We start from the raw sequence: 20,059 nt of genomic DNA on the forward strand, positions 1-20,059 counted from the left end.
GCTCGCCGTCCGGCGGGCCCTCACGCCTGAGAACCGGGTAGCACCGGTGCGCCCGCCATGCGCCGGAGCTGCGAGCGGCGCCAGAGCAGGTAGATGGCGGGGATGACGAGCAAGGTGAGTACCGTCGCGGACATCATTCCGCCGACCATGGGCGACGCGATCCGCTTCATCACGTCCGCGCCGGTGCCGGAACTCCACAGGATCGGCATCAGACCCGCAGTGATCGCCATCACCGTCATCACGACCGGGCGCAGCCGCTCCAGCGCCCCCTCGCGAACGGCCTCCGCCACGTCCGCGGCGGTCCGGATCCGGCCCTCGCGGCGGCGACGCGCGAACGCCTCGTCCAGGTAGATCAGCATCACCACGCCGGTCTCCGCCGCCACGCCGGCCAGCGCGATGAACCCGACCCAGACCGCAACGCTCGTGTTGTAGCCCAGGAGCCACAGGAACCAGATCCCGCCCACGAGCGAGAACGGGAGGGCCAGCATGACGATCAGCGACTCGGCCACGCCGCGGAAGTTGAGATAGAGGAGCAGGAAGATGATCCCCAGCGTGACGGGAATCACGACGCGCAGGCGCTCCTGCACCCGCTGCATGAACTCGTACTGCCCGCTCCACACGAGGGAATACCCGCTCGGGAGTTCGAGTTGGGCGGCGACGACGCGCCGGGCCACCTCCACGTAGCTCCCGACATCGACGCCCTCGATGTCGACGAAGATCGTGGTAACGGGAAAGGCGTCCTCGGTCTTCACGGCCATGGGCCCCTGGACGGCCGCCACGCGCGCCACCTGGCCGAGCGGGATCTGCGTGCCATCGGGGACGGGCACCAGCACCTCGCGCAGGTTCTGCAGATCGTCGCGCAACTCGCGCGGATAGCGGACGTTCACCGCGTAGCGCTCCCGCCCCTCCACCGTGACCGTCGCGTTCATCCCGCCGACGCTCGCCATGATCGCGTTGTGCACATCCCCGACGTTGAGGCCGTAGCGCGCCGCCTCCGGCCGGTCGACGTCGATGTCGACGTAGTAGCCGGAGACCCCGCGCTCCGCGAACGCGCTCCGCGTCCCGGGGATCTCGCGCACGATACGCTCCGCCTCCTCCCCGAGCGCCTGCAGCGTGTCGAGATTCGGGCCGAAGATCTTGATCCCCACCGGAGTGCGGACGCCGGTGGCGAGCATGTCGATGCGTCCCTTGATCGGCATCGTCCACGCGTTCGTCACGCCGGGGAGAGCCACCGCCTCGTCCATCTGCGACAGCAGCCCGGCGTAGGTGACCCCGGGCCGCCATTCCTCCCGCGGCCGCAGGGTGATCGTCGTCTCGAACATGTCGAGGGGGGCGGGATCCGTGGCGGTTTCCGCGCGCCCGGCCTTCCCCAGCACTGTCTCCACTTCGGGGAAGGACGCGAGGACGCTGTCCTGGTATCGCATGATCTCCCGAGCCTGGGCGATCGACGCCCCGGGGACGGTCGTCGGCATGAAGAGGATCGACCCTTCCTGGAGCGGCGGCATGAACTCGCTGCCGAGCCGTTGCCACGGCAGGATCGTCGCGCCCAGCACCCCCACGGCGGCCGCGACGACGAGCCACGGGCGGCGGAGCGCGAAGCCGAGGAAGGGTCGGTAGAGCCAGCGCAGGGCGCGATTCACCGGGTTCGCCCGCTCCGGACGGATCCGTCCGCGCACGAGATACCCCATGAGCACCGGAACCAGGGTGATCGCGAGGAACGCGGACCCCGCCATGGCGAACGTCTTGGTGAACGCGAGAGGTTTGAACAGCCGGCCCTCCTGCTGTTCGAGCGCGAACACCGGGAGGAAGCTGAACGTGATGATGAGGAGGGAGAAGAAGAGGGGCGGACCCACCTGCTTCGCGCTCTCGAGGACCACGTCCCAGCGCGAGGCGCCGGGGGCGGCGCGCTCAAGATGTTTGTGCATGTTCTCGACCATGACGATGGCCGCGTCCACCATGGCTCCGATCGCGATCGCGATCCCGCCGAGGCTCATGATGTTGGCGTTCACGCCGATCCAGCGCATGACGATGAACGAGATGAGGATGCCGAGGGGCAGCGTCACGACCGCAACGAGCGCCGAACGGAGATGGAGCAGGAAGATCAGCGCCACGGCGGCGACGATGAGCGATTCCTCCACGAGCTTCTCGCGGAGCGTGTCGATGGCCCGGTGAATGAGGTCGCTGCGGTCGTAGGCCGGCCGCAGCCGGGTGCCGGCCGGGAGTCCCGCGTTGATCTCTTCCAGCCGCTCCTTCACCCGCTCGATCGTCTCGAGCGCGTCCGAGCCGAAGCGCATGACGACGATCCCGGCCACGACCTCGCCGCGGCCGTCCAGATCCGCGACGCCGCGCCGGGGGGCCGGGCCCTCCTGCACCGTCGCCACATCGGCCACCCGGATCGGCGTGCCGTTCGGCGTCGACCCGACAGCCACGTTCTCGATGTCCAGCGTGCCCCGCAGGTAGCCGAGGCCGCGGATCATGTATTCGCGTCCCCCCATCTCCAGGACGCGCGCCCCGATGTCGATATTGTGATCCCCGATCGCCCGGGACACCCGCGTCACGGGGATGTCGAACGCGCGCAGCCGCTCCGGGTTCACCTCCACCTGATACTGCTTCACGAACCCGCCCAGGCTCGCGACTTCGGCCACGCCCGGCACGGCCGTCAGTTGGTAGCGGAGGTACCAGTCCTGGAGCGTGCGCAGTTCCGCAAGGTCGAGGCTGTCCGACTCGAGGGTGTACTCGTAGACCCAGCCCACGCCCGTCGCGTCCGGGCCGAGCACGGGTACGACGTTCTCCGGCAACTGCCGCCGGATTCCGCTCAGGTATTCGAGGACGCGCGAGCGGGCCCAGTAGATGTCCGTCCCGTCTTCGAAGATCACGTACACGAGACTGAGCCCGAAGAAGGAGAAGGCGCGCACGACGCGCGCGCCCGGCACCTTCAGCATCTCCGACGCAATCGGGTACGTGACCTGGTCCTCGACGATCTGAGGCGCCTGTTCCGCGAAATCGGTCTGGACGATGACCTGCACGTCCGACAGGTCGGGGATGGCGTCGAGCGGCGTCGTGCGCACGGCCCACAGGCCGGCGCCGACGATGGCGGCCGAGCCGAGAAGGACGAGGGATCGGTTCCGGATCGACCAGGCGATGACGCGGCCGATCATCGGCCCTCCTCGCTGTGGCCACCGTGCTGCATGCCGGGCATGCTCCCGCCCGTCGCACCGAGGCGGGATTCGGCGTCGATGAGGAAGTTCGCGGAGGCGACGATCGTCTCCCCTTCCGCGAGGCCGCTCAGGATCTGCACCCGGTCTCCGGCCCGTGCTCCCAGCACGACCTCGTGCGGCATCAGCACCCCCGCCTCATCGCGCACGAAGACGAGGTTGCGCTCCCCCGTGACGACGACGGCCTCCAGCGGCACCGCGATGTCGTCCCGGATCGCGGCGACCTCGAAGAAGACGGTGGCGAACATCCCGGGCTTGAAGCGAAGGCCGGGGTTCGGGACCGAGACCCGGACGCGGTTCGTGCGGCTTGCGATCTCGATGGTGGGATAGACGAAGCTCACCGCCCCCATCATGTGTTCGCCCGGATAGGCGGTAACCTCGATATGGGCCTGCGAGCCCACCTCGACGAACTGCAGGTCCCGCTCGAACACCTCCCCCTCCACCCACACGGTCGAGAGGTCGGCGATCCGGTACAGCCGCGTGCCGGACGTGACCCGTTGTCCCTCGACGACATCCTTCTCGAGCACGATCCCGCTCACCGGAGCGACGAGGCGCAGCGTCTTCGTCACTTCCCCGGTCCGCTCGAGCCGCTCGATCTGCTCGTCGGTGATATCCCACCAGGCGAGGCGGCGGCGACTCGCCTCGAGCATGGACTGCGCGCTCGACCACGCCTCGGTGGCGGCCGGGTCGACCTGTGCGGCGAGCCGGCGAGCCGTCAACAGTTCTTCCTGGGCCGCGACGAGCGCGGGGCTGTAGATCGTGAGCAGCGGCTGGCCGCGGCGAACGGCTTCTCCCGTGGTCGCGACCAGGAGTTCCTCGACGAAGCCGTCGGTCTTTGGCGTAATCTCGGCGATGTTGCCCTCGGGGGCATCGATGCGGCCCACGGTTCGGATCTCGCGTACCGCGGAGATCCTCTCCACGGTGGCATAGGTGACGCCGAGCGCCTGCTCCTGTTCCGACGTGAGCTGCACGAGACCGCGCCCGAGCGCTGGCGCCGTGTCGGTTTCCGCGGGCGCGACCATGGCGGGCATGTGCGCCGCGTGATCGCCTTCCATGCCGGGCATCTCCGCCATCTCGGAGCCGCCGCCGCAGGCCCAGAGCGCGGCCGCGACCGGAACGAGTCGGAGCCGGGCGCGCGCGAACGGGAAGAGGTTGCATCGTCTCATCGGATTACCTCCGTTTCGCCCCCCAGCAGGGCTTCGATCTCCGCGACGGCCGTGTGATACGCGGCGGTGAGCCGCACGCGTTCGATCTCGTAGCGGTTCACCGTGAGCTCGCTCTGCACGAGCGTCATGAAGTCCACCTGCCCGACGCGGTAGGCGGAGAGGGACGATTCCACCGCGGCGCGCGCCTGCGGGAGGATCGACGTGGCATAGAGGTCGTGGAGCCGCAGGGCGCGGTCGGACTCGGCCCGCGCCTCCGCGATCCGGGCGTAGGTCTCGTTCAGGAGTTCGAGTTCGGCGGCCTCCTCGGCGGCCTGCCGGGCGAACGCTTCGTCGCGCATGGCGAACTGGCGGGAACCCGCCCACAACGGGATGCTGACGCCCACGCTGAAGCTCAGCATGTCCGCGAACCGCGGCCGGTGCGCGTAATCCGCCCCTAACCACAGGTCCGGGTAGAGGGCGCGGCGGGCACCCTCGTAGGCCGACTCCGCCGCCCGGATCCGCTCGCGGGCGGCGCGCAGCGCGGGTCTTCTCTCGGCAGCCAGCGCCATGAGGTTCGCCACGCCGGGAAGGGGCTCGCCGGCGCCGGGCAGTTCGAGCGCCCCCACGTTTCGTTCGGGCCCGCGCCCCAGGAGCGCATTCAGCCGGGCCGCCATGGCGAGCCTGGTCTGTTCCGCCGCCGCGATGTCTTCGGTCATCGTGGCGACGGCCACCTGCGCCTGCAGGACGTCGTTCTGAAGGCCCGTCCCCACCGCGTAGAGTGTGTTGGAGACATCGAGGAACTCGCGCAGGAGGTCGCGCGTGTCGCGCATGATGTCCAGTGCCCGGTCCTCGAAGGCGAGTTCGAAGTACACCCCCTTCACGCGCCGGACCAGCGCGGCCTCCGCATCGAGGACCGCCAGTTCCTCGGCGCCCGCGAGGTGTGCCGCGCGCGCCTCCGCGAATCCGAGCTTCCCCGGCCAGGGCAGCGTCTGCTGCAACTGGAGCGTGTTCATCGTCATTCGCTCGCCGGCTCCGAACCCGTCGAGGGGACGGTTTCCGAGGCGAAACGAGACGACGGGGTCCGGCGGCGCGCCCATCTGCGGCACGCGGGCCCGGGCGGCGTCGGCCCGCAGGCGGGCGACCCGCAGCATCGGGTTGGCGCCGCGCGCGACGGCGACCGCATCGGACAGGTGGAGCGTATCGCGCTCCTGAGCCCGCGACGGGGACGCCATGGCCCCCCCGACCGCCACGACCCACGCGAAACACCGGATGCCCCGTCGGATCCCGCCCTTCAAGCGGGACCTGCGGACACGGGTTACGGCTGGCATTGGATGCCCCTCATCTGAACGGTAACAACTCGCCCGCGGACCGCCGTCGTCGAACGGAGACCGGGGCGCTCGTGTGGGTGAGTCCGTTCAGACGGTCTTGGGCGGAGGCGTGTCGGGAGAGGCTCTGGACCGCAGTTGGCATGCGGCGCCGGAGAGCGCGGCGTCCGAGTCGTGTGCGAAGGAGCGGAAGCCGGCCGTGCTCATCGGTAGCGAGGCGTGCAGCAAGACGGCGCAACCCATCAGCGAGTGACAGTCCGTTCCCGCGTCCGGGCCCTCCGCCGGAGGCTCGACGAGAGTCGGCAACCCCTCCATCGCGTGGTGCTCCCCGTGCTCGTGCGACCCCGCCTCGCACAGCGGGGCGCGCGCGTACGGAAGCACGAGCGTGGCAAGAAGCAGGGGAACGGTGAGCCGGTGCATGCTGCCAGTTTAGGCGGCCTCGTGCGCCGTGTCGATGCGGCGAGACGTTCCCGCGGGAACGTCTCAGTCGATGACCACCTCCACGTCGTTCTCGAAGAGGCTCTTGAGCGTCGCGATCCCCGATCCGGCCAGCACGAGGGTCAGCAAGGCGGCGATCAGGAGCAGGTTGAACTCATAGCCGCCCTGGCCCGGACCGACGACGTAGAAGCCGTTGGCCAGGTGCACGAGGAAGATCCCCGTCAGCATGTGCGCGGCGAGCAGCAGGGCGAATGGGGTCACGAACAGGCCGGCGATCAGGCTTGCGCCGCCAAGGGTCTCGGCGAGCGCGATCCCCCACGCCGCGATCCCGGAGAGCGGGATGCCGAGCGACGCGAGGAAGGCCGCGGTACCCTCGATGCCTCCGGCCAGCTTGGGACCGCCGTGCATAACGAAGATCAGTCCGATCACCACGCGGAGGATGGCCAGACCGAGGCCGGGGTTTCTTCCGCCGAGCATCGTGCCTCCTTTCGTGTGACACCACACCGGCTTACGCCGCCAGACCAGCAGCTACGCGGTCACCATGAGTGCGGTGCCGTACATGACCAGCAGGCCGAGGAGGAGGCCCGTGGCGTTGAGCGGGGTGAACAGGCCCTGCGGCCAGCTCTTCCGGATCAGCCGGGTGACTTCGACGATGACCTGCAGGATGGCTCCGGCGCCGAGGGCGAGGAAGAACGTCGCCAGCGTCGGGGAATAGGAGAATCCGCCCGCCCACGCTCCCAGGACGGTCGGGAGTCCGGCAATTCCGCCCATGAACGCGAAGTGCCGCAGCGCGGGCCGCCGATCCGCAACGGGCGCGACGATCGCCAGCCCCTCCGTCGTGTTGTGGAGCGCGAAGCCGATGACGAGGAAGCTCCCGAGCGCGATCTCGCCCAGGGAGAAGGCCGCCCCGATCGCGAGCCCCTCGCCGAGGTTGTGCAGCCCGATGCTGATGGCGATCAGGTACGCCACCGTGAGCCCGGGACTCGCCCCGCCGTCCCCCGAGCCCGCGGAGCCTCCGGCTTTCCGGCCGCGTCCGAGATTACCGAGGGCCCTGAGGCCGACGATGGCGCCGATCACGCCGACGGCGATGAGCCCGGCGGCCTGGAACCCCTCCGGCACGAGCGCCGACGCCTCGAGCGTGTCCTCGAACGCATCGACGACGAGGAAGGCCAGCAGGCCCACCGTGAGGCTGAGGTAGAAGTGGATCCACTTGCGGTCGATCCGGCGCAGGAAGGGATACCACAGCAGGCCCACGAGGACGGGGATCACGCCCGCGTAGAGGCCGAGGAGGCCGAAGGTCGTCAGGTAAAGGGCGTTGGGGCGCGGCGAGAGCGTCGCCACCGCGACCTCGCGGTCGAAGGTGAGCCCGGTGGAAGTCACCAGCCGGATGACGTGGAGTTCTCCCTCGACCCAGGGATAGTCCAGTTCGAGCGTGGCCCGGGCGAGACGCGGCAAGGTCGGATCGCCATCGATCTCGAACTGCCAGTAGGCGTCGTCGACGATTACCTGCGCGATGGTGGCCGCCTCGGGACCGCCGTTCACCACATGCACGCGCATGACGCCGTTCTCCGGGAAGCTCACACGCTCGATCGTGAGGTCCTCCACGGGCGGGAACGCGTCCCGGAAGGGGGCGGTGGGGTCGGCGCCGAAGAAGAACGCGATGAGCCCCGCCAGGAGCGCGAGCGGGAATAGACCCAGCACCCAGCGCGACGGGCCGCTCCGGCGCGGCGCGGCGTCGGGCCGCTCGTCAGACATCGCGGGGCGCGGGGCCCACGGGCACGCCCTCGCCGGTGGCGAGCCGCTCGACCGCCTCGAAGAAGCCCATCCACCCCAGTTCGGCGAACTCGCTCTGGTGCGCGTGGAACATGTGCATGCCGGGGTGCTCGAGCCGGAACTCGAGGACGTGCCGCTCGCCCTGGCACATCATGATCGTGTCCGTGAGTTCGTACTGGTCCGGCCGGGTACCGGTCCGGAACACCTTGAACATGCCCGCGTGCAGGTGGAACGAGTTGATGAGGTCGAACTCGGTCGTGTTCACGAGATAGATGCGGCACAGGTCGTTCACGCCCACGCGCACGGGATGGTGGTGGTAGTAGAACGCCGACGTGTTGACCGCGTACACCTCGTTGTCGCCGTCCAGGTTGCTGTCGAACGCGTTCATCACCATCACCATCTCCCGCGCCGGTTCCCGGCCCTCGGGCGGATCGACGATGAACGTCCCGTACAACCCCTTATGGATGTGCCGCTTTAGCGGCATCGTGTGGCAGTGGTACAGGTGGAGCCCGAACGGCTTCGCCTCGAACTCGTAGGTGAAACGCTGCCCCGGCGCCACGATGGGCTCGAAGCCGTCCATCTCCGGCGGGTGCGTGCCGTGGAAGTGGATGGTGTGGGGGTGCGAGCCCGCGTTCGTGAACTCGACCTGGAGGATGTCCCCCTGGGTGCAGCGCAGGGTCGGGCCCGGCACCTGCCCGTTGTAGGTCCACGCCGGGAAGAAGACGCCGGGCGCGATCTCGATCTCCCGGTCGAGCGCCACGACCTGCCAGCGGCGCACGATGCGCCCGTCGGCCCGGGTCGTGACCTCTCCGTAGTCGAAATCGGTGAGGAAGGCCCCCGGATCGAACGCTCCGTCGGGCCCCGGCATGCCGACGATCCCCATCGCCTCCTGGTGCGCCGCGTGCGAGCCCGCGGCGGCGCCGGCAACTCCCGGCTCGCGCGGCATGGCGCCGCTGGCCGCCAAGGCATCGCGCGCGCCGCCCCGCGAGGCCAGGTCCACCACCGTCGCGCCCGATACGCCCGCAACCCCCGCGGCACCCAGCTTCAGCCAGTCGCGCCGACTCAACGTCTCCGGCCTCACACGTCCTCCGAATTTCCCGCGAACACCCGTCCGGACCGCGGCCCGGGGCCACATTTTTAGCCTAGGCTAAAAATCATTTGTCGGAAGATGCACGGATTCCCGGGCAGCGTCAACAAGCGTCCGGTCAGTCCGCGGTGGACGGCGTCAATCCGTGGCGGGCCGGCTTTCGCGGGTCAGGCTTCCGCGGCGCGGAGGATGCGGGTGCGGGCGGCCTCCCGAGCCCGGTCGAGTTCGGCGCCGGCCTCCGCCTTCGCCCGGGCGACGCGCGCGAACTTGCCGGTTCGGACCCGGGCCAGCCGGGCCCGGGCTCTGGCGGCGGCGCGGTCGAGACGCTTGAGGGACTGCTCCTCGCGGGCGCGTTCGATGCGAAGGAGACCAGCCTCGCGGGTCCGCTGGATGCGTGAGAGCGCCCGGTCGAGGCGCCGGTTCATACTGTCCGCGGAATCGCGGTAGAACTTCGCCGCGAACTCGCGCGGGGTCGCCGTGCGCGCGTAGAGCACGTTGGCGAGTCGCAGGACGCTCAGGATCCGGATGTAGAACCAGCCGATGTCGAACTCCCACCAGTGCGCCTTGAACTTGGCCGAGCGCGGATCCGCGTGGTGGTTGTTGTGGAGTTCCTCGCCGAGAATCCAGATCCCCCAGGGATAGAGATTACGGCTGTCGTCGCGGGTGCCGAAGGTCCGGTAGCCAAGCGCGTGTCCGAGGCCGTTGATGATGTTCCCCGTGAGCGGCATCCAGAACACCATGCACGTCCAGACGATGAGCCCGGGGATGATCCCGAACAGGTACAGATTGAGGACGAGCATGATTCTGAGCCCCAGGCCACGGCGCGTCGTGTAGACGTTGCGTTCGACCCAGTCGTCCGGCGTCCCCTTCCCGTATTTCTCGAGCAGCGTCTCGTCCTTCGCGGCCTTCCGATAGAAGAAGAGCCCGCCGAAGGCGATGTTCGCGAGACCCTCGAGGGTGGGCGAATGAGGGTCGCCCTCGCGGTCCGCGTAGGCGTGGTGCTTCCGGTGGATCGCGACCCACTCCTTCGTCACGATCCCGGTCGTGAGCCAGCACCAGAAACGCATGGCGTGCTCGACGACGGGATGGAACACGACGCCCCCGTGCGTCGCCGAGCGATGCAGATAAAGGGTGTTGACCATGTTCGTGAGGTGCCCGGCGACAAGGATCCACACGAGGGCAATCCACCAGGGTTCTCCCAGGACCGCATAACCTGGCATGCGTTTTTCTCCTCGCTTCTCTGCGTTTGGTTGCGACGGTCCAACCTAACTCTGGAGCGCGTCGAGTGCCCAGCGGGCGTGTTCGCGGACGAGGGGCGATGGGTCCGCCGCGAGGCGTCGCAGGACGGGGGCTGCGGCGGGTCCGCCGGCGTTGCCGAGGCCGACGGCCAGGTTGCGGAGGAGTCCATCGCGGCCGGGACGGCTGAGCGCCGTCCCGCGGTAGCGCGCGCGGAACTCGCCGGCGTCGAGGGGGGCGAGCTCCTCCGCCCACACGATCATGTCCTCCGGAGGAATCGGCTGGCCGGGACGGGGCGCGAACGGCGCCTCCGTCGGCACGGGCGCGTCGGCATTCCAGGGACACACCTCCTGGCAGATGTCGCAGCCGAAGACCCGGGTTCCGATCGCGGGGCGCAGCGACTCGGGGATGGGGCCGTGGAGTTCGATCGTGAGATAGGAGATGCAGAGGCGCGCATCGAGGAGCCGGCCGTCGAGGATCGCGTCCGTCGGGCAGGCGTCGATGCAGCGGCGGCAGGTGCCGCAGCGGTCGGGAACGAAGGGGGGATCGGGTGCGATCTCGAGGTCCGTGAGCAGCTCTCCCAGCATGAAGTAGGAACCGAGGTCGGGGTGGAGGAGCATCGTGTTCTTGCCGATCCACCCCAGGCCCGCGCGCTGCGCGTGGTCCCGCTCGAGCACGGGGCCATAGTCCACGTAGCGCTTTGTGCGCGCGCCGGGAGAGAGGTCTTCGATGGCGGCGGAGAGCGCGTCGAGCCGCTCCTCGAACACGTCGTGGTAGTCGCGGCCCAGCGCGTAACGGGCGACGACCGGCAGCCGCCGGTGCCGAGCGGAGCCCCCGCCGGCGCGGGTCCGCCGGTCCGGTGTCGTCGTGCCGGCCGGTGCCGAGCCGTACAGGAGGCTTACGACGATGAGCGTGCGGCAGCCGGGGAGGGCCTCTCGCGGGTCGAGGCGGCGACGAACCGCGTCCTCGCGCGCCATGTAGGCCATCTCGCCATGGTAGCCGCTCGCGAGCCAGACCTCGTATGCGTCCCCATGCACCGGAGGCACCGCCGGAGCGAATCCCACCTGGTCGAACCCGGCGGCCCGCGCGGCGGCGCGGACGTTCCGCTTCAGCGCGGCGGCATCGCGGGCGACGCTCACATCACCCGAACTTCCCGGCGCTCGCGCAAAGATCGGCCACCGGGCACTCGGCGCAACGCGGCTTCCGGGCGTAGCACACGGTGCGCCCGTGCAGGATCGACCGCCACGCGAAGGGGTGCCATTCCTCCCGGGGCAGCACCCGCATCAGGTCTTTCTCCACTCGCGGCGGATCGGCCTCGTTCGTGAGCCCGAAGCGGTGCGTCACCCGCTTCACGTGCGTGTCCACGACCACGCCCTCGTGAAGCCCGAACGCGTTGGAGAGCACGACGTTCGCGGTCTTCCGGGCGACGCCCGGGAGCGTGAGCAGGTCCTCCATCGTCCGCGGGACTTCGCCGTCGTACAGGTCGACGAGACGGCGGCCCAGTCCGTTCAGGTGGCGCGCCTTGTTGTTGAAGAATCCGGTCGGGCGCACGGCCTCCTGCAGTTCCTCCAGCGGCGCGTCGGCGTATGCGCGGGCGTCGGGATAGGCCGGGAAGAGGGTGCGCGTGACGCGGTTCACGCGCTCGTCCGTGCACTGGGCCGAGAGCACCGTCGCGACGACCAACTGGAGCGGCGTGTCCCAGTCCAGCGAGACGGTGAGGTCCGGATAGAGGGCGGCAAGTCGCGGCGACAGGGCTGCGGCCAGCTCGGAACGGGCCTTCCAGGAACGAGGCCGGGGCACGGCGTCAGGCACTCCTGGCGGGCGGCGGCCCGAGGCACACGAGCCCCAGCCGCTGCAGCCGCTGCACCCGCGCGCCGACCTCCCGGGGGTCGAGCGCGCCGACGACGAACCCGTTCTCGATCACGAGCAGGTACGACACCTGGACTCGAATCCGGAACAGGGCTTCGGCGAGAGATTCGTTGGGACGGGCCGAAGGGAACGCCTCGACGGGTCGCGCGACCGCCCCTATTGGCGTTGTCGCACGAACATCTTTCGGCACCTCGGAGACCGCGCGCGCTTCGACGACGCCGACGAGGCTGCCGTCGCGCGCCACCGGATACGCTTCCTCCCGTCCGCGCAGGAAGTAGTCGGATATGGCCCGCTCCACCGGCATGGCCGCGTCGATCATGCGGGGCCGGGGGGTCATGACCGTCGCGACCGGGATCCGGCGCAGAAGCGCGCGGAGTTCGAAGTGCCGCAGGCTCGACGAGGCCGCGTTGACCACGAACCAGCCGATGAAGGCCGCCCACAGGCCGGAGATGAACTGCCCGCGACTCAGGTTGAAGAGCCCGAGGACGATGAGCGCGCCGCCGAACAGTCGTCCCCCCTGTGTCGCCCACCGGGTGGCCTTGACGAGATCTCCGGTGACCGCCCACACGATAGAGCGAAAGATCCGGCCCCCGTCGAGCGGAAAGCCGGGGATCATGTTGAAGACGGCGAGCACGAAGTTGAGGAGCGCCAGGAACCCGAGCACCGTGACCACCGGGGCCGGGGCGGCCCAGGCTTCCGCCGCCAGCGCCCCTCCGTGGAACGCGCCGGCGAGGGCCACGCTCGCGAGGGGACCCGCGGCGGTGAGGAGGAACTCGTCCAGCGGACGCTGGGCCTCGTCTCGCGCCTGCGCGATACCGCCGAAGATGAAGAGCGTGATGTGCTCCACTTCCACGCCTCGCGCCCGGCCCGCCAGAGCGTGACCCAGTTCGTGCAGGAGCACCGAGAGGAAGAAGAGCAGCGCGGCCGCCGTCCCCATCGCGAGGTACGTGGATGAGGGATAGAAGGGCAGCGCACGCGGGAATTCGCGCGTGGTGAAGGTCCAGATCACGAGCGCCGCGATCGGGAACCACGAATAGTCGATCCGGATGGGAAAGCCGAACCAGCGTCCGATCCGGAAGCTGCCGAACAGCGGCATCAGCCGTCTTCGGCGGGGAGGGGGTACGCCGGGAGGGAGACTTGCGCGGGCCTGTAGTTCTTCCCGCGCCCGAACCGCCACCATGGAGGGCGGCGGCGGATGATGACGCACAGACGGCCCCCGGCCAGGTTCGGCACTTCCACGAACGCGCGGTTCGCGTACACCGGAGCCTCCACGGCGTAGCGTCGGCCGCGCCATTCGAAGGCGGCTTCATCCGCGTTTTCCGGGATCACCGACTCGACGAACAGCTCCGACTCCAGCTTCACGACCCCGTCCGGGCCGGACGGTACAGCCCGGCAGAAGTCCGGATCGAAGGGCTCTCCCGCGAGCCGCCGCAGATTCTGTTCGTGCGCCCAATCCACCTCATCCAGACCCGCCTCCCCGGCGGCGGATTCCCGGTGGTGCAGCAGTTCGTGCAGGATCGTCTCCCACAGCTCGCCCTCCCAGTCGAAATCTGGATCCTCCTCGGCGAGGGCCCGGAAGGAGCCGTGGTAGAGGACGAGTTCCGACCGCACGTCCCCGTCCCCGCCGGCGCCGCTCGGCCACGCCTCCGTCAGGCACTCCCCCATCGTGTACACCCAGTTGAAGTCGGGGTGGCTTGCGGCCTCCGGCTCGATCGTCAGCCCGTCGACCCCCTCCCGCGCATCGGCGGGGATCTCGTGCCACATGCGGCGGGCCGCCGTCTCGAATCGGTTGAAGTTCACCGCGCGATCGAACGGTCGACGCCCCCGTCAGGCGTCTTCGGCCGAAGCCGGCGAGCCCGCGGCGTTCGCGGCCAGCCAGCGGTTGAGACCAAGGAAGGCGGCGATTGCGATCGCCCACTGGATGAGTACCGTCCCGACGTTGAACTCGGAGAAGAGCGTGAACGACGCGGCGAGGTCGTTGAAGTCGACGGACCGCCACAGCCACCACACCGTGATCACGATCGCCTGCAGCGCCACGAGTCGAATCACGACGTTCCACCACCTGCCGACCACGAGATCGCTGCCCTTGCTGTTCACGAGCCGGGTGCGGAAGCGGTCCACGCCGTGGCGCATGATCATGATCGAGAAGAAGAGGCCGCTCATCATCAGCCCGACGCCCCACACCCAGTCCTGATTGCGGAACACCTCGATCCAGATCGCCGACGGCAGTCCGAGGATGAAGCCGAGGCCGCCGATCGTCAGCACGGCCTTCCTGCGCGCGATCCCCGCGTCCGCGAGGACGCGCGTCGGCATCTCGATCATCGCGATCAGGCTGCTCCAGGCCGCGAACACGAGCGCGAGGAAGAAGAGGACCATGAACACGGAGCCGCCCGGCATGAGCCCGAAGAGCTGCGGCACCCAGATGAACGTCAGCCCCTCGTTCCCGGCCCCGACGATCTGGTCGGCCGCGTTGGGCAGGATCGCGAACACCGTGCACAGCACCATGATGCCCGCCAGCAGCGACACGGAGTTGTTCCCGAACCCGAGCATGAAGGCGTTCAGCGTCGTGTCTTCGCGCTTCTTCATGTAGACGGCGTAGGCGGTGATCAGCCCCCAGCCCGCGCCCGTGTCCCAGGCGTTCTGCGTCAGAGCTTCGAGCCAGATCGTGGGGTTACTCAACTGCGCCCAGTCGGGCGTGAAGAGGAACGCGAGACCCGCGCTCGCCCCCGGGAGCGTGACCGCCCGGATCGTCAGCGCGAGGACGAGCAGCAGGAGGCTCGGGATGAGGAAGCGCGCGGCGCGCTCGATTCCCTTCACGCCGCGCAGCACCACCAATACCGCAAGCCCGATCGCGATCGCGTGCGTGAGGATCGGCCACGGTGAGCCGATGAATGTGTCCCAGTACTCCTGCGGCCCGACGCACGCCGCGGCCCCGGCCTCGCAGGGCGCCGTCGGCACGGTGCCGGTCACCGCCCCGACGAGATACCGGATCGTCCAGCCCATCACGACCGTGTAGTAGAACATGATCGCGGTCGAGATGAAGGCGATCCAGGCGCCCATCCAGGCGGTCTTCTTCCCCCCCAGCTTCGTGAACGCTCCGATCGGTCCCGAGCGCGTCGCCTTGCCGGCGGCGAACTCCGCGAGGATCAGGGGCACGGACCAGAGGAAGAGGAAAACGACCCACGCGACGAGGAAGGAACCGCCCCCGTTGGAGGCCGCGATGCGCGGGAAGCGCCAGATGTTGCCGGTTCCGACGGCCATCCCGAGCATGGCCAGCATCATCGCGGCCCGGGAACTGAAGACGGGATTCGTCATGCGTCGCCTCTCTCGACTGACTCTTCTTCCGCTTCCTCGCGCGCCCGGAGCCGCTGGAGCCAATCGTCCAGCGTCTCGTTGAAGGCGCCGGGGCGCGAGATGTGCGAGCCGTGCCCGGTGCCGGAAATGGGGACATACTCGGCGTCGGGCAGCAACTCCGCGATCTCCAGTGCCCATTCCACCGGACAATACTCGTCGCGTGGGCCCTTCACCACGAGCGCGGGAACGGCGGTCTCCGCCAGGCCGGGCCGCAGGTCGATCTTCCTCAGGCGGGCGACGCGGGCGGTCGAGACGGAAGGGGGTACGGTGCGCGGCCCGGTGAAGAGTGTGTATTCGATCAGCGCTTCCCGGCCGGGCGAGTCGTCGAAGACCCAGACGCCGAGGCGGCTCCAGTATCGGGCAAAGCCGCGCGACACCTCCGTCGGCAGATAGCGGGTCGTGAACCTGGCGAGAAGGATGAGGGCGGCGCGATCGACGCCGACGTGCCCGTAGGAGAGGTGCGCCAGGGGGTTGCAGAGGACCATCCCGCGCAACCGTTCCGGAAAACGGCGGGCGAAGCGCATCGCAATGGCGCTGCCGAGGCTCACTCCGACGAGGACGAAACGCCCGACGCCGCGCGCGTCTACGAGTTCGGCCACATCATCGACCATGCGGTCGAAGTCGTCCCCCGCTGCGAACTGCCGGCGCAGATCCGCGCACACCACGCGCTGGCGGCGCGCGAAGCTCGGCAACTGATAGCGGAAGGTCTCCTTCGGCCCGTCCGCGCCGGGGATCCAGACGAGCGCATCGCCCGACCCCGCGTCGACGTACTCGACCCTCTCGCCGTCGGAGTACTCGATGACACCGCCGGGGAGCGCCTCGCCGGCGCCGTCCCGGATGGGCGGCCGCACCAGCGCCTGGTTGCGGCGCGTCATGGCCAGCCACCAGCCGACGCCCGCGACCCCGACCGCCGCGCCCAGCGCAAACCTGCCGGGCCCGCGCAGCCCGCTCACGGCCGTCCGCTCACTGCCAGCGCTCGACGCGCGCGAGCAGCGTCTCGGGCGTCAGCCCCTCCACGCCGAACTGCGGTGCGAGCTGCGCCGCATCCTCGCGCCGGCCGGCCGAGAGGACCTCGAGCAGGAACTTGCCCGCCGCGCCCTTGCGGTGCCAATCGGCCCCGAAGCGCTTGTTGAGCCGGTCGATAATGATGGAGCTGAGCATCCAGCCCCGCAGGCGCCGCGCGGCCTGGAACCCCCGACGATGGTCCGTGAGGTAGGTCCCCGGGTGGTGGGCGAACCCGGTCGCTTCGTTCAGCAGTTCGGCGTACCGATCCGCCTGCTCGCCGGGCCGCGGCGCCCGGGCCAGCTCCAGCTCCCAGAGGAGCCGCGCCGCATCCCGGCGCAGACGATAGAGCCTGAGGAACGCCGCGAGTTGCCGGTAGTCTTCCAGCACGGCACCGCTGAGTCCCGTCACGGATTCGATCCAGCCGCGATCCAGCGTCAGGGAGTCGAACACCAGCCCGAAGGACTCGCCGATCGAATCGTCGCCCAGCACACGCTCCTCCCACGAGAGCGCGGCGGACGCGTGCGTGTAGTGGAGCGCGTGTCCCGTTTCATGGAGCAGGCGGCGCGCATCGATCCAGCCGCCGAGCGGACAGACGACGAGCCGCACGTCCCCAGGCACCTCGATGGCCGCCGTGAAGGACCGTTCGTCCTTGAGCCTTCGCCGGTCGATGTCGACGCGCACGGAGCGATCGAGCACCCGACCCAGTCCCATCACTTCGATGGCGCGACGAAGGCCCGCGGCGAACGGCTCGATCTCGAAGTGCCGCCCGAGCCAGCGCATCCCCATCAGCCACCGCGCGTCGGCCCGTGACGGCGGCCCCTCGCGCGGTTCGAGGCGAGGCTCCGCCTCCGCCTCGAACATCCGCTGGTAGCGCGCCTCCGTACTCTCCAGGATCGCCGCCGCATCGCGCTCCACGCGCTGCAGGTCCAGGCCGGCCAGCCGCTCCCGCGCTTCCGTGTATCCCCCGAGACCGAGTTGAACCACAGCCTCGCGTCCCCGGTGCACGACATCGAGCCGGAGCGCCGCGGCCTCTTCGATGCGGCGGTGACGCGCCGCTTCCCATCCCAGCCGCTCGCCCCGGTCCTCCGCGCGCACGATCCAGTCCGGGACCCGTCTCAGCGGGATCTCCCGCTCGGCGAGCGCCACCGTCGTCCCCGTCTCCCACGACCGCAGTTCGTCTTCCAGCGGGGCGAGTTCGGCCTCGATCTGCTGGCCCGCGACCCAGTTGAACAGCGTCTTCAGGCGCCGCCGCTCATCGCCCTGCGCTTCGGAAAGGTCACGCTGGATGGCCTGAAGCACCCCGGGGCTGAGGAGAAGTCGATGTTGCCGGTACAGCGACGCGAGCGACGACCGCGCGTCCAGTCCGCTGCGAAGCCGATACCAGGCGCGCGCGAGGGCGCCCTGCAGGTGTTGGGCTCGGTCACGGATCTCCGCAACGCGAAACGGCACGCGCGGCCCGCCCGATCAGCCGCCGTCGACCGCGGCGCTGAGCCACGCCGCGACGCCCGACAGCGGCACGCGCGTCTGCTCGAGCGAATCCCGGTCGCGCACCGTGCACGTCGCATCCTCGAGTGTCTGGCCGTCGATCGTGAGACAGAATGGCGTTCCCGCCTCGTCCTGCCGCCGGTATCGCTTTCCGATCGATCCTGCGATGTCGTGGAGCACGTTGAAGGGCCCGCGCAGTTCATCAGCCAACTTCTCCGATATCTCCGGCATCCCATCCTTCTTCACGAGCGGGAAGACCGCCGCGTGGAAGGGCGCCAGGGCGGGCTTGAGCCGCAGCACGACGCGCCGCTGGCCGTCGACTTCCTCCTCGTCGTAGGCATCCGCCAGCACGACCAGGAGCGTCCGGCTGAGTCCCGCCGAGGTCTCGATCACGTACGGCACGTACTTCCGGTTCGCAGGCTGGTCGAAGTACTCCAGCTTCTTCCCCGAGTGCTCCTGGTGACGCCCGAGGTCGTAGTCCGTCCGGTTGTGGATCCCTTCGAACTCCTGCCACCCGAACGGGAACCGGTACTGGATGTCGGATGCGTCCTTGCAGTAGTGCGCGAGTTCGTCCGGCCCGTGCCGGTGGAAGCGCAGCCGCTCCGGCCGGATGCCCAGCGTCTCGACCCACGCCATTCGCCGTTCCTTCCACGTCTCAAACCACTCGTCCTCCGTCCCCGGCGCGACGAAGAACTGCATCTCCATCTGTTCGAACTCGCGCGTGCGGAAGATGAAGTTCCCGGGCGTGATCTCGTTCCGGAACGCCTTCCCCACCTGCGCGATCCCGAACGGAACCTTCTGGCGCACGGATTCCTGCACGTTTCGGAAGTTGACGAAGATCCCCTGCGCCGTCTCCGGCCGCAGGTAGACGGTCGAGGCCTCGTCCTCCACCACCCCCATGAACGTCTTGAACATGAGGTTGAACTGGCGCGGGTCCGTCCACTCGCCGATGGACCCGCACACCCCGCACTGCTGGGCTTCGGGCTCGCCCGCCTCCAGCTTCGGCAGGTCGTCGGCGCGGAAGCGGCGGTGGCAGCTCCGGCACTCGACGAGCGGGTCCGTGAAGGCGCCCACGTGTCCGCTCGCGACCCACACCTCGGGGTTCATGAGGATCCCCGCGTCGAGCCCCACGATGTTCGGGTGGCGGTACACCATCTCGCGCCACCACAGATCCTGGATGCGGTTCTTGAGTTCGATGCCGAGCGGGCCGTAGTCGTACACCGACCCGACGCCTCCGTAGATCTCGGAGGACTGGAAGATGAACCCGCGCCGCTTGGCGAGGGACACGAGCTTGTCCATCAGGCCGGCCGGATGGCCCGAGTCGGCGGCGGAATCCGTGTTCGTGTTGTCTGCCATGGATATCTTCGGCAGCCGCTCGCGCATGGCGCGGCGGCGGAATCGGCTGGACCTGCCGGAGCCTCGGGAATCGCAACTGGCTCCGGCCGCGAGCGCGGCAACGATAGCCGCCGCCGGCAAAGACGAGCAACCATTTGACGCTGGCGATCCGGTGCGTGGGAAACGAGATTCGGACCGGCGCGGGCGTGGCGCAGTTCCCTGCCCGGCGCGCATTCCCGACGAGACGAGAGGAGTAGGCAAGGCGAGATGATTGGAACCAGGATGCAGGCGGCGCTCAACGGGCAGATCACGCAGGAGCTGTACGCGAGCCAGGTCTACCTGTCCATGTGCGCGCACTTTGAAGGCGAGGGCCTTCCGGGCTTCGCGCGCTGGATGCGCGAGCAAGCCGAGGAGGAGCGGGCGCACGCGCTCCGCATCTTCGACTTCGTGCACGACCGGGAAGGACAGGTTTCGCTCGAGACGATCGATGCCCCGCCCGCGGAGTTCGGTTCGCCCCTGGAGGTGTTCCAGGCGGCGCTCGGGCACGAGCGGAAGGTGACCGGGATGATCGGCGACCTCTATCGCCTCGCGATGGACGAAGCCGACTATCCGGCCCAGGTCATGCTGCAGTGGTTCGTCAACGAGCAGGTCGAGGAGGAGAAGACGATCTCCGACATCGTCGACCGGCTGCGGCTCGCGGGCGACGACAAGTCCGCCCTGCTCATGCTCGAGACGGAACTGGGCCAGAGGACGGGCGACCCGGAGGCCGACCCCGCCACGTAGCCGTCGCTT

17 protein-coding genes are annotated in these 20,059 nt (G+C 69.3%); 1 reads left to right on the plus strand and 16 read right to left on the minus strand.

Features of this window, described 5'->3' with window-relative positions; genetic code table 11:
* Positions 1-20: 20 nt before the first annotated feature.
* From OXN85_01735 to OXN85_01810, 16 genes are all read right to left on the minus strand, one after another.
* Complete coding sequence (locus OXN85_01735; protein MCY3598679.1) at positions 21-3,158, minus strand: CusA/CzcA family heavy metal efflux RND transporter; 3,138 nt, start codon at positions 3,156-3,158, stop codon at positions 21-23.
* Positions 3,155-4,381: an efflux RND transporter periplasmic adaptor subunit gene (locus tag OXN85_01740; GenBank protein MCY3598680.1), complete on the minus strand. Its 1,227-nt coding sequence runs from the start codon at positions 4,379-4,381 to the stop codon at positions 3,155-3,157. Before OXN85_01740 ends, OXN85_01735 begins: the two co-directional genes overlap by 4 nt.
* Positions 4,378-5,592 carry a TolC family protein gene (locus OXN85_01745; GenBank protein ID MCY3598681.1) on the minus strand — a complete coding sequence of 405 codons (1,215 nt, stop codon included), beginning with the start codon at positions 5,590-5,592 and terminating at the stop codon, positions 4,378-4,380. The genes OXN85_01740 and OXN85_01745 overlap by 4 nt, the downstream gene beginning before the upstream one ends.
* 183 nt (positions 5,593-5,775) lie before the next feature.
* Positions 5,776-6,105, minus strand: a complete 330-nt coding sequence (locus OXN85_01750) for a hypothetical protein (GenBank protein ID MCY3598682.1) — start codon at positions 6,103-6,105, stop codon at positions 5,776-5,778.
* A 63-nt stretch (positions 6,106-6,168) separates the two neighbouring features.
* Positions 6,169-6,600: a DoxX family protein gene (locus tag OXN85_01755; GenBank protein MCY3598683.1), complete on the minus strand. Its 432-nt coding sequence runs from the start codon at positions 6,598-6,600 to the stop codon at positions 6,169-6,171.
* A 51-nt stretch (positions 6,601-6,651) separates the two neighbouring features.
* Complete coding sequence (locus tag OXN85_01760; GenBank protein MCY3598684.1) at positions 6,652-7,878, minus strand: metal transporter; 1,227 nt, start codon at positions 7,876-7,878, stop codon at positions 6,652-6,654.
* The gene (locus OXN85_01765; GenBank protein ID MCY3598685.1) at positions 7,871-8,977 is read right to left on the minus strand and encodes a multicopper oxidase domain-containing protein; all 1,107 of its coding nucleotides are present in this window, start codon (positions 8,975-8,977) and stop codon (positions 7,871-7,873) included. The genes OXN85_01760 and OXN85_01765 overlap by 8 nt, the downstream gene beginning before the upstream one ends.
* A gap of 173 nt (positions 8,978-9,150) precedes the next feature.
* Positions 9,151-10,203 (minus strand): fatty acid desaturase, encoded by a 1,053-nt coding sequence (locus OXN85_01770; protein ID MCY3598686.1) that lies wholly within the window; start codon positions 10,201-10,203, stop codon positions 9,151-9,153.
* 45 nt (positions 10,204-10,248) lie between these two features.
* Entirely contained in the window at positions 10,249-11,358 is a 1,110-nt protein-coding gene (gene queG, locus OXN85_01775; GenBank protein MCY3598687.1) for a tRNA epoxyqueuosine(34) reductase QueG, read from the minus strand.
* Position 11,359: 1 nt separating this feature from the next.
* The gene (nth, locus tag OXN85_01780) at positions 11,360-12,019 is read right to left on the minus strand and encodes an endonuclease III (protein ID MCY3598688.1); all 660 of its coding nucleotides are present in this window, start codon (positions 12,017-12,019) and stop codon (positions 11,360-11,362) included.
* A gap of 4 nt (positions 12,020-12,023) precedes the next feature.
* The gene (locus tag OXN85_01785; GenBank protein ID MCY3598689.1) at positions 12,024-13,184 is read right to left on the minus strand and encodes a site-2 protease family protein; all 1,161 of its coding nucleotides are present in this window, start codon (positions 13,182-13,184) and stop codon (positions 12,024-12,026) included.
* Positions 13,184-13,888, minus strand: a complete 705-nt coding sequence (locus tag OXN85_01790) for a metallopeptidase family protein (protein MCY3598690.1) — start codon at positions 13,886-13,888, stop codon at positions 13,184-13,186. Before OXN85_01790 ends, OXN85_01785 begins: the two co-directional genes overlap by 1 nt.
* A 27-nt stretch (positions 13,889-13,915) precedes the next feature.
* Positions 13,916-15,403 carry a sodium-dependent transporter gene (locus OXN85_01795; GenBank protein ID MCY3598691.1) on the minus strand — a complete coding sequence of 496 codons (1,488 nt, stop codon included), beginning with the start codon at positions 15,401-15,403 and terminating at the stop codon, positions 13,916-13,918.
* Entirely contained in the window at positions 15,400-16,395 is a 996-nt protein-coding gene (locus OXN85_01800) for an alpha/beta hydrolase (protein ID MCY3598692.1), read from the minus strand. Before OXN85_01800 ends, OXN85_01795 begins: the two co-directional genes overlap by 4 nt.
* Before the next feature lie 10 nt (positions 16,396-16,405).
* Positions 16,406-17,896: a hypothetical protein gene (locus tag OXN85_01805; protein ID MCY3598693.1), complete on the minus strand. Its 1,491-nt coding sequence runs from the start codon at positions 17,894-17,896 to the stop codon at positions 16,406-16,408.
* A 15-nt stretch (positions 17,897-17,911) separates the two neighbouring features.
* Positions 17,912-19,288, minus strand: coding sequence for a glycine--tRNA ligase (locus OXN85_01810; protein MCY3598694.1), 1,377 nt, complete (start codon positions 19,286-19,288; stop codon positions 17,912-17,914).
* A gap of 246 nt (positions 19,289-19,534) precedes the next feature.
* Between OXN85_01810 and OXN85_01815 the strand changes: the two genes are divergently transcribed.
* Complete coding sequence (locus tag OXN85_01815) at positions 19,535-20,050, plus strand: ferritin (protein MCY3598695.1); 516 nt, start codon at positions 19,535-19,537, stop codon at positions 20,048-20,050.
* Positions 20,051-20,059 lie beyond the last annotated feature (9 nt).

The organism is Candidatus Palauibacter australiensis (assembly GCA_026705295.1).
Taxonomy (GTDB): domain Bacteria; phylum Gemmatimonadota; class Gemmatimonadetes; order Palauibacterales; family Palauibacteraceae; genus Palauibacter; species Palauibacter australiensis.

Coding starts and splice junctions, on each gene's coding strand:
- OXN85_01735 (MCY3598679.1), bottom strand. CDS start 3,158: ATGATCGGCCGCGTCATCGCCTGGTCGATCCGGAACCGATCCCTCGTC.
- OXN85_01740 (MCY3598680.1), bottom strand. CDS start 4,381: ATGAGACGATGCAACCTCTTCCCGTTCGCGCGCGCCCGGCTCCGACTC.
- OXN85_01745 (MCY3598681.1), bottom strand. CDS start 5,592: ATGGCGTCCCCGTCGCGGGCTCAGGAGCGCGATACGCTCCACCTGTCC.
- OXN85_01750 (MCY3598682.1), bottom strand. CDS start 6,105: ATGCACCGGCTCACCGTTCCCCTGCTTCTTGCCACGCTCGTGCTTCCG.
- OXN85_01755 (MCY3598683.1), bottom strand. CDS start 6,600: ATGCTCGGCGGAAGAAACCCCGGCCTCGGTCTGGCCATCCTCCGCGTG.
- OXN85_01760 (MCY3598684.1), bottom strand. CDS start 7,878: ATGTCTGACGAGCGGCCCGACGCCGCGCCGCGCCGGAGCGGCCCGTCG.
- OXN85_01770 (MCY3598686.1), bottom strand. CDS start 10,203: ATGCCAGGTTATGCGGTCCTGGGAGAACCCTGGTGGATTGCCCTCGTG.
- OXN85_01785 (MCY3598689.1), bottom strand. CDS start 13,184: ATGCCGCTGTTCGGCAGCTTCCGGATCGGACGCTGGTTCGGCTTTCCC.
- OXN85_01795 (MCY3598691.1), bottom strand. CDS start 15,403: ATGACGAATCCCGTCTTCAGTTCCCGGGCCGCGATGATGCTGGCCATG.
- OXN85_01810 (MCY3598694.1), bottom strand. CDS start 19,288: ATGGCAGACAACACGAACACGGATTCCGCCGCCGACTCGGGCCATCCG.
- OXN85_01815 (MCY3598695.1), top strand. CDS start 19,535: ATGATTGGAACCAGGATGCAGGCGGCGCTCAACGGGCAGATCACGCAG.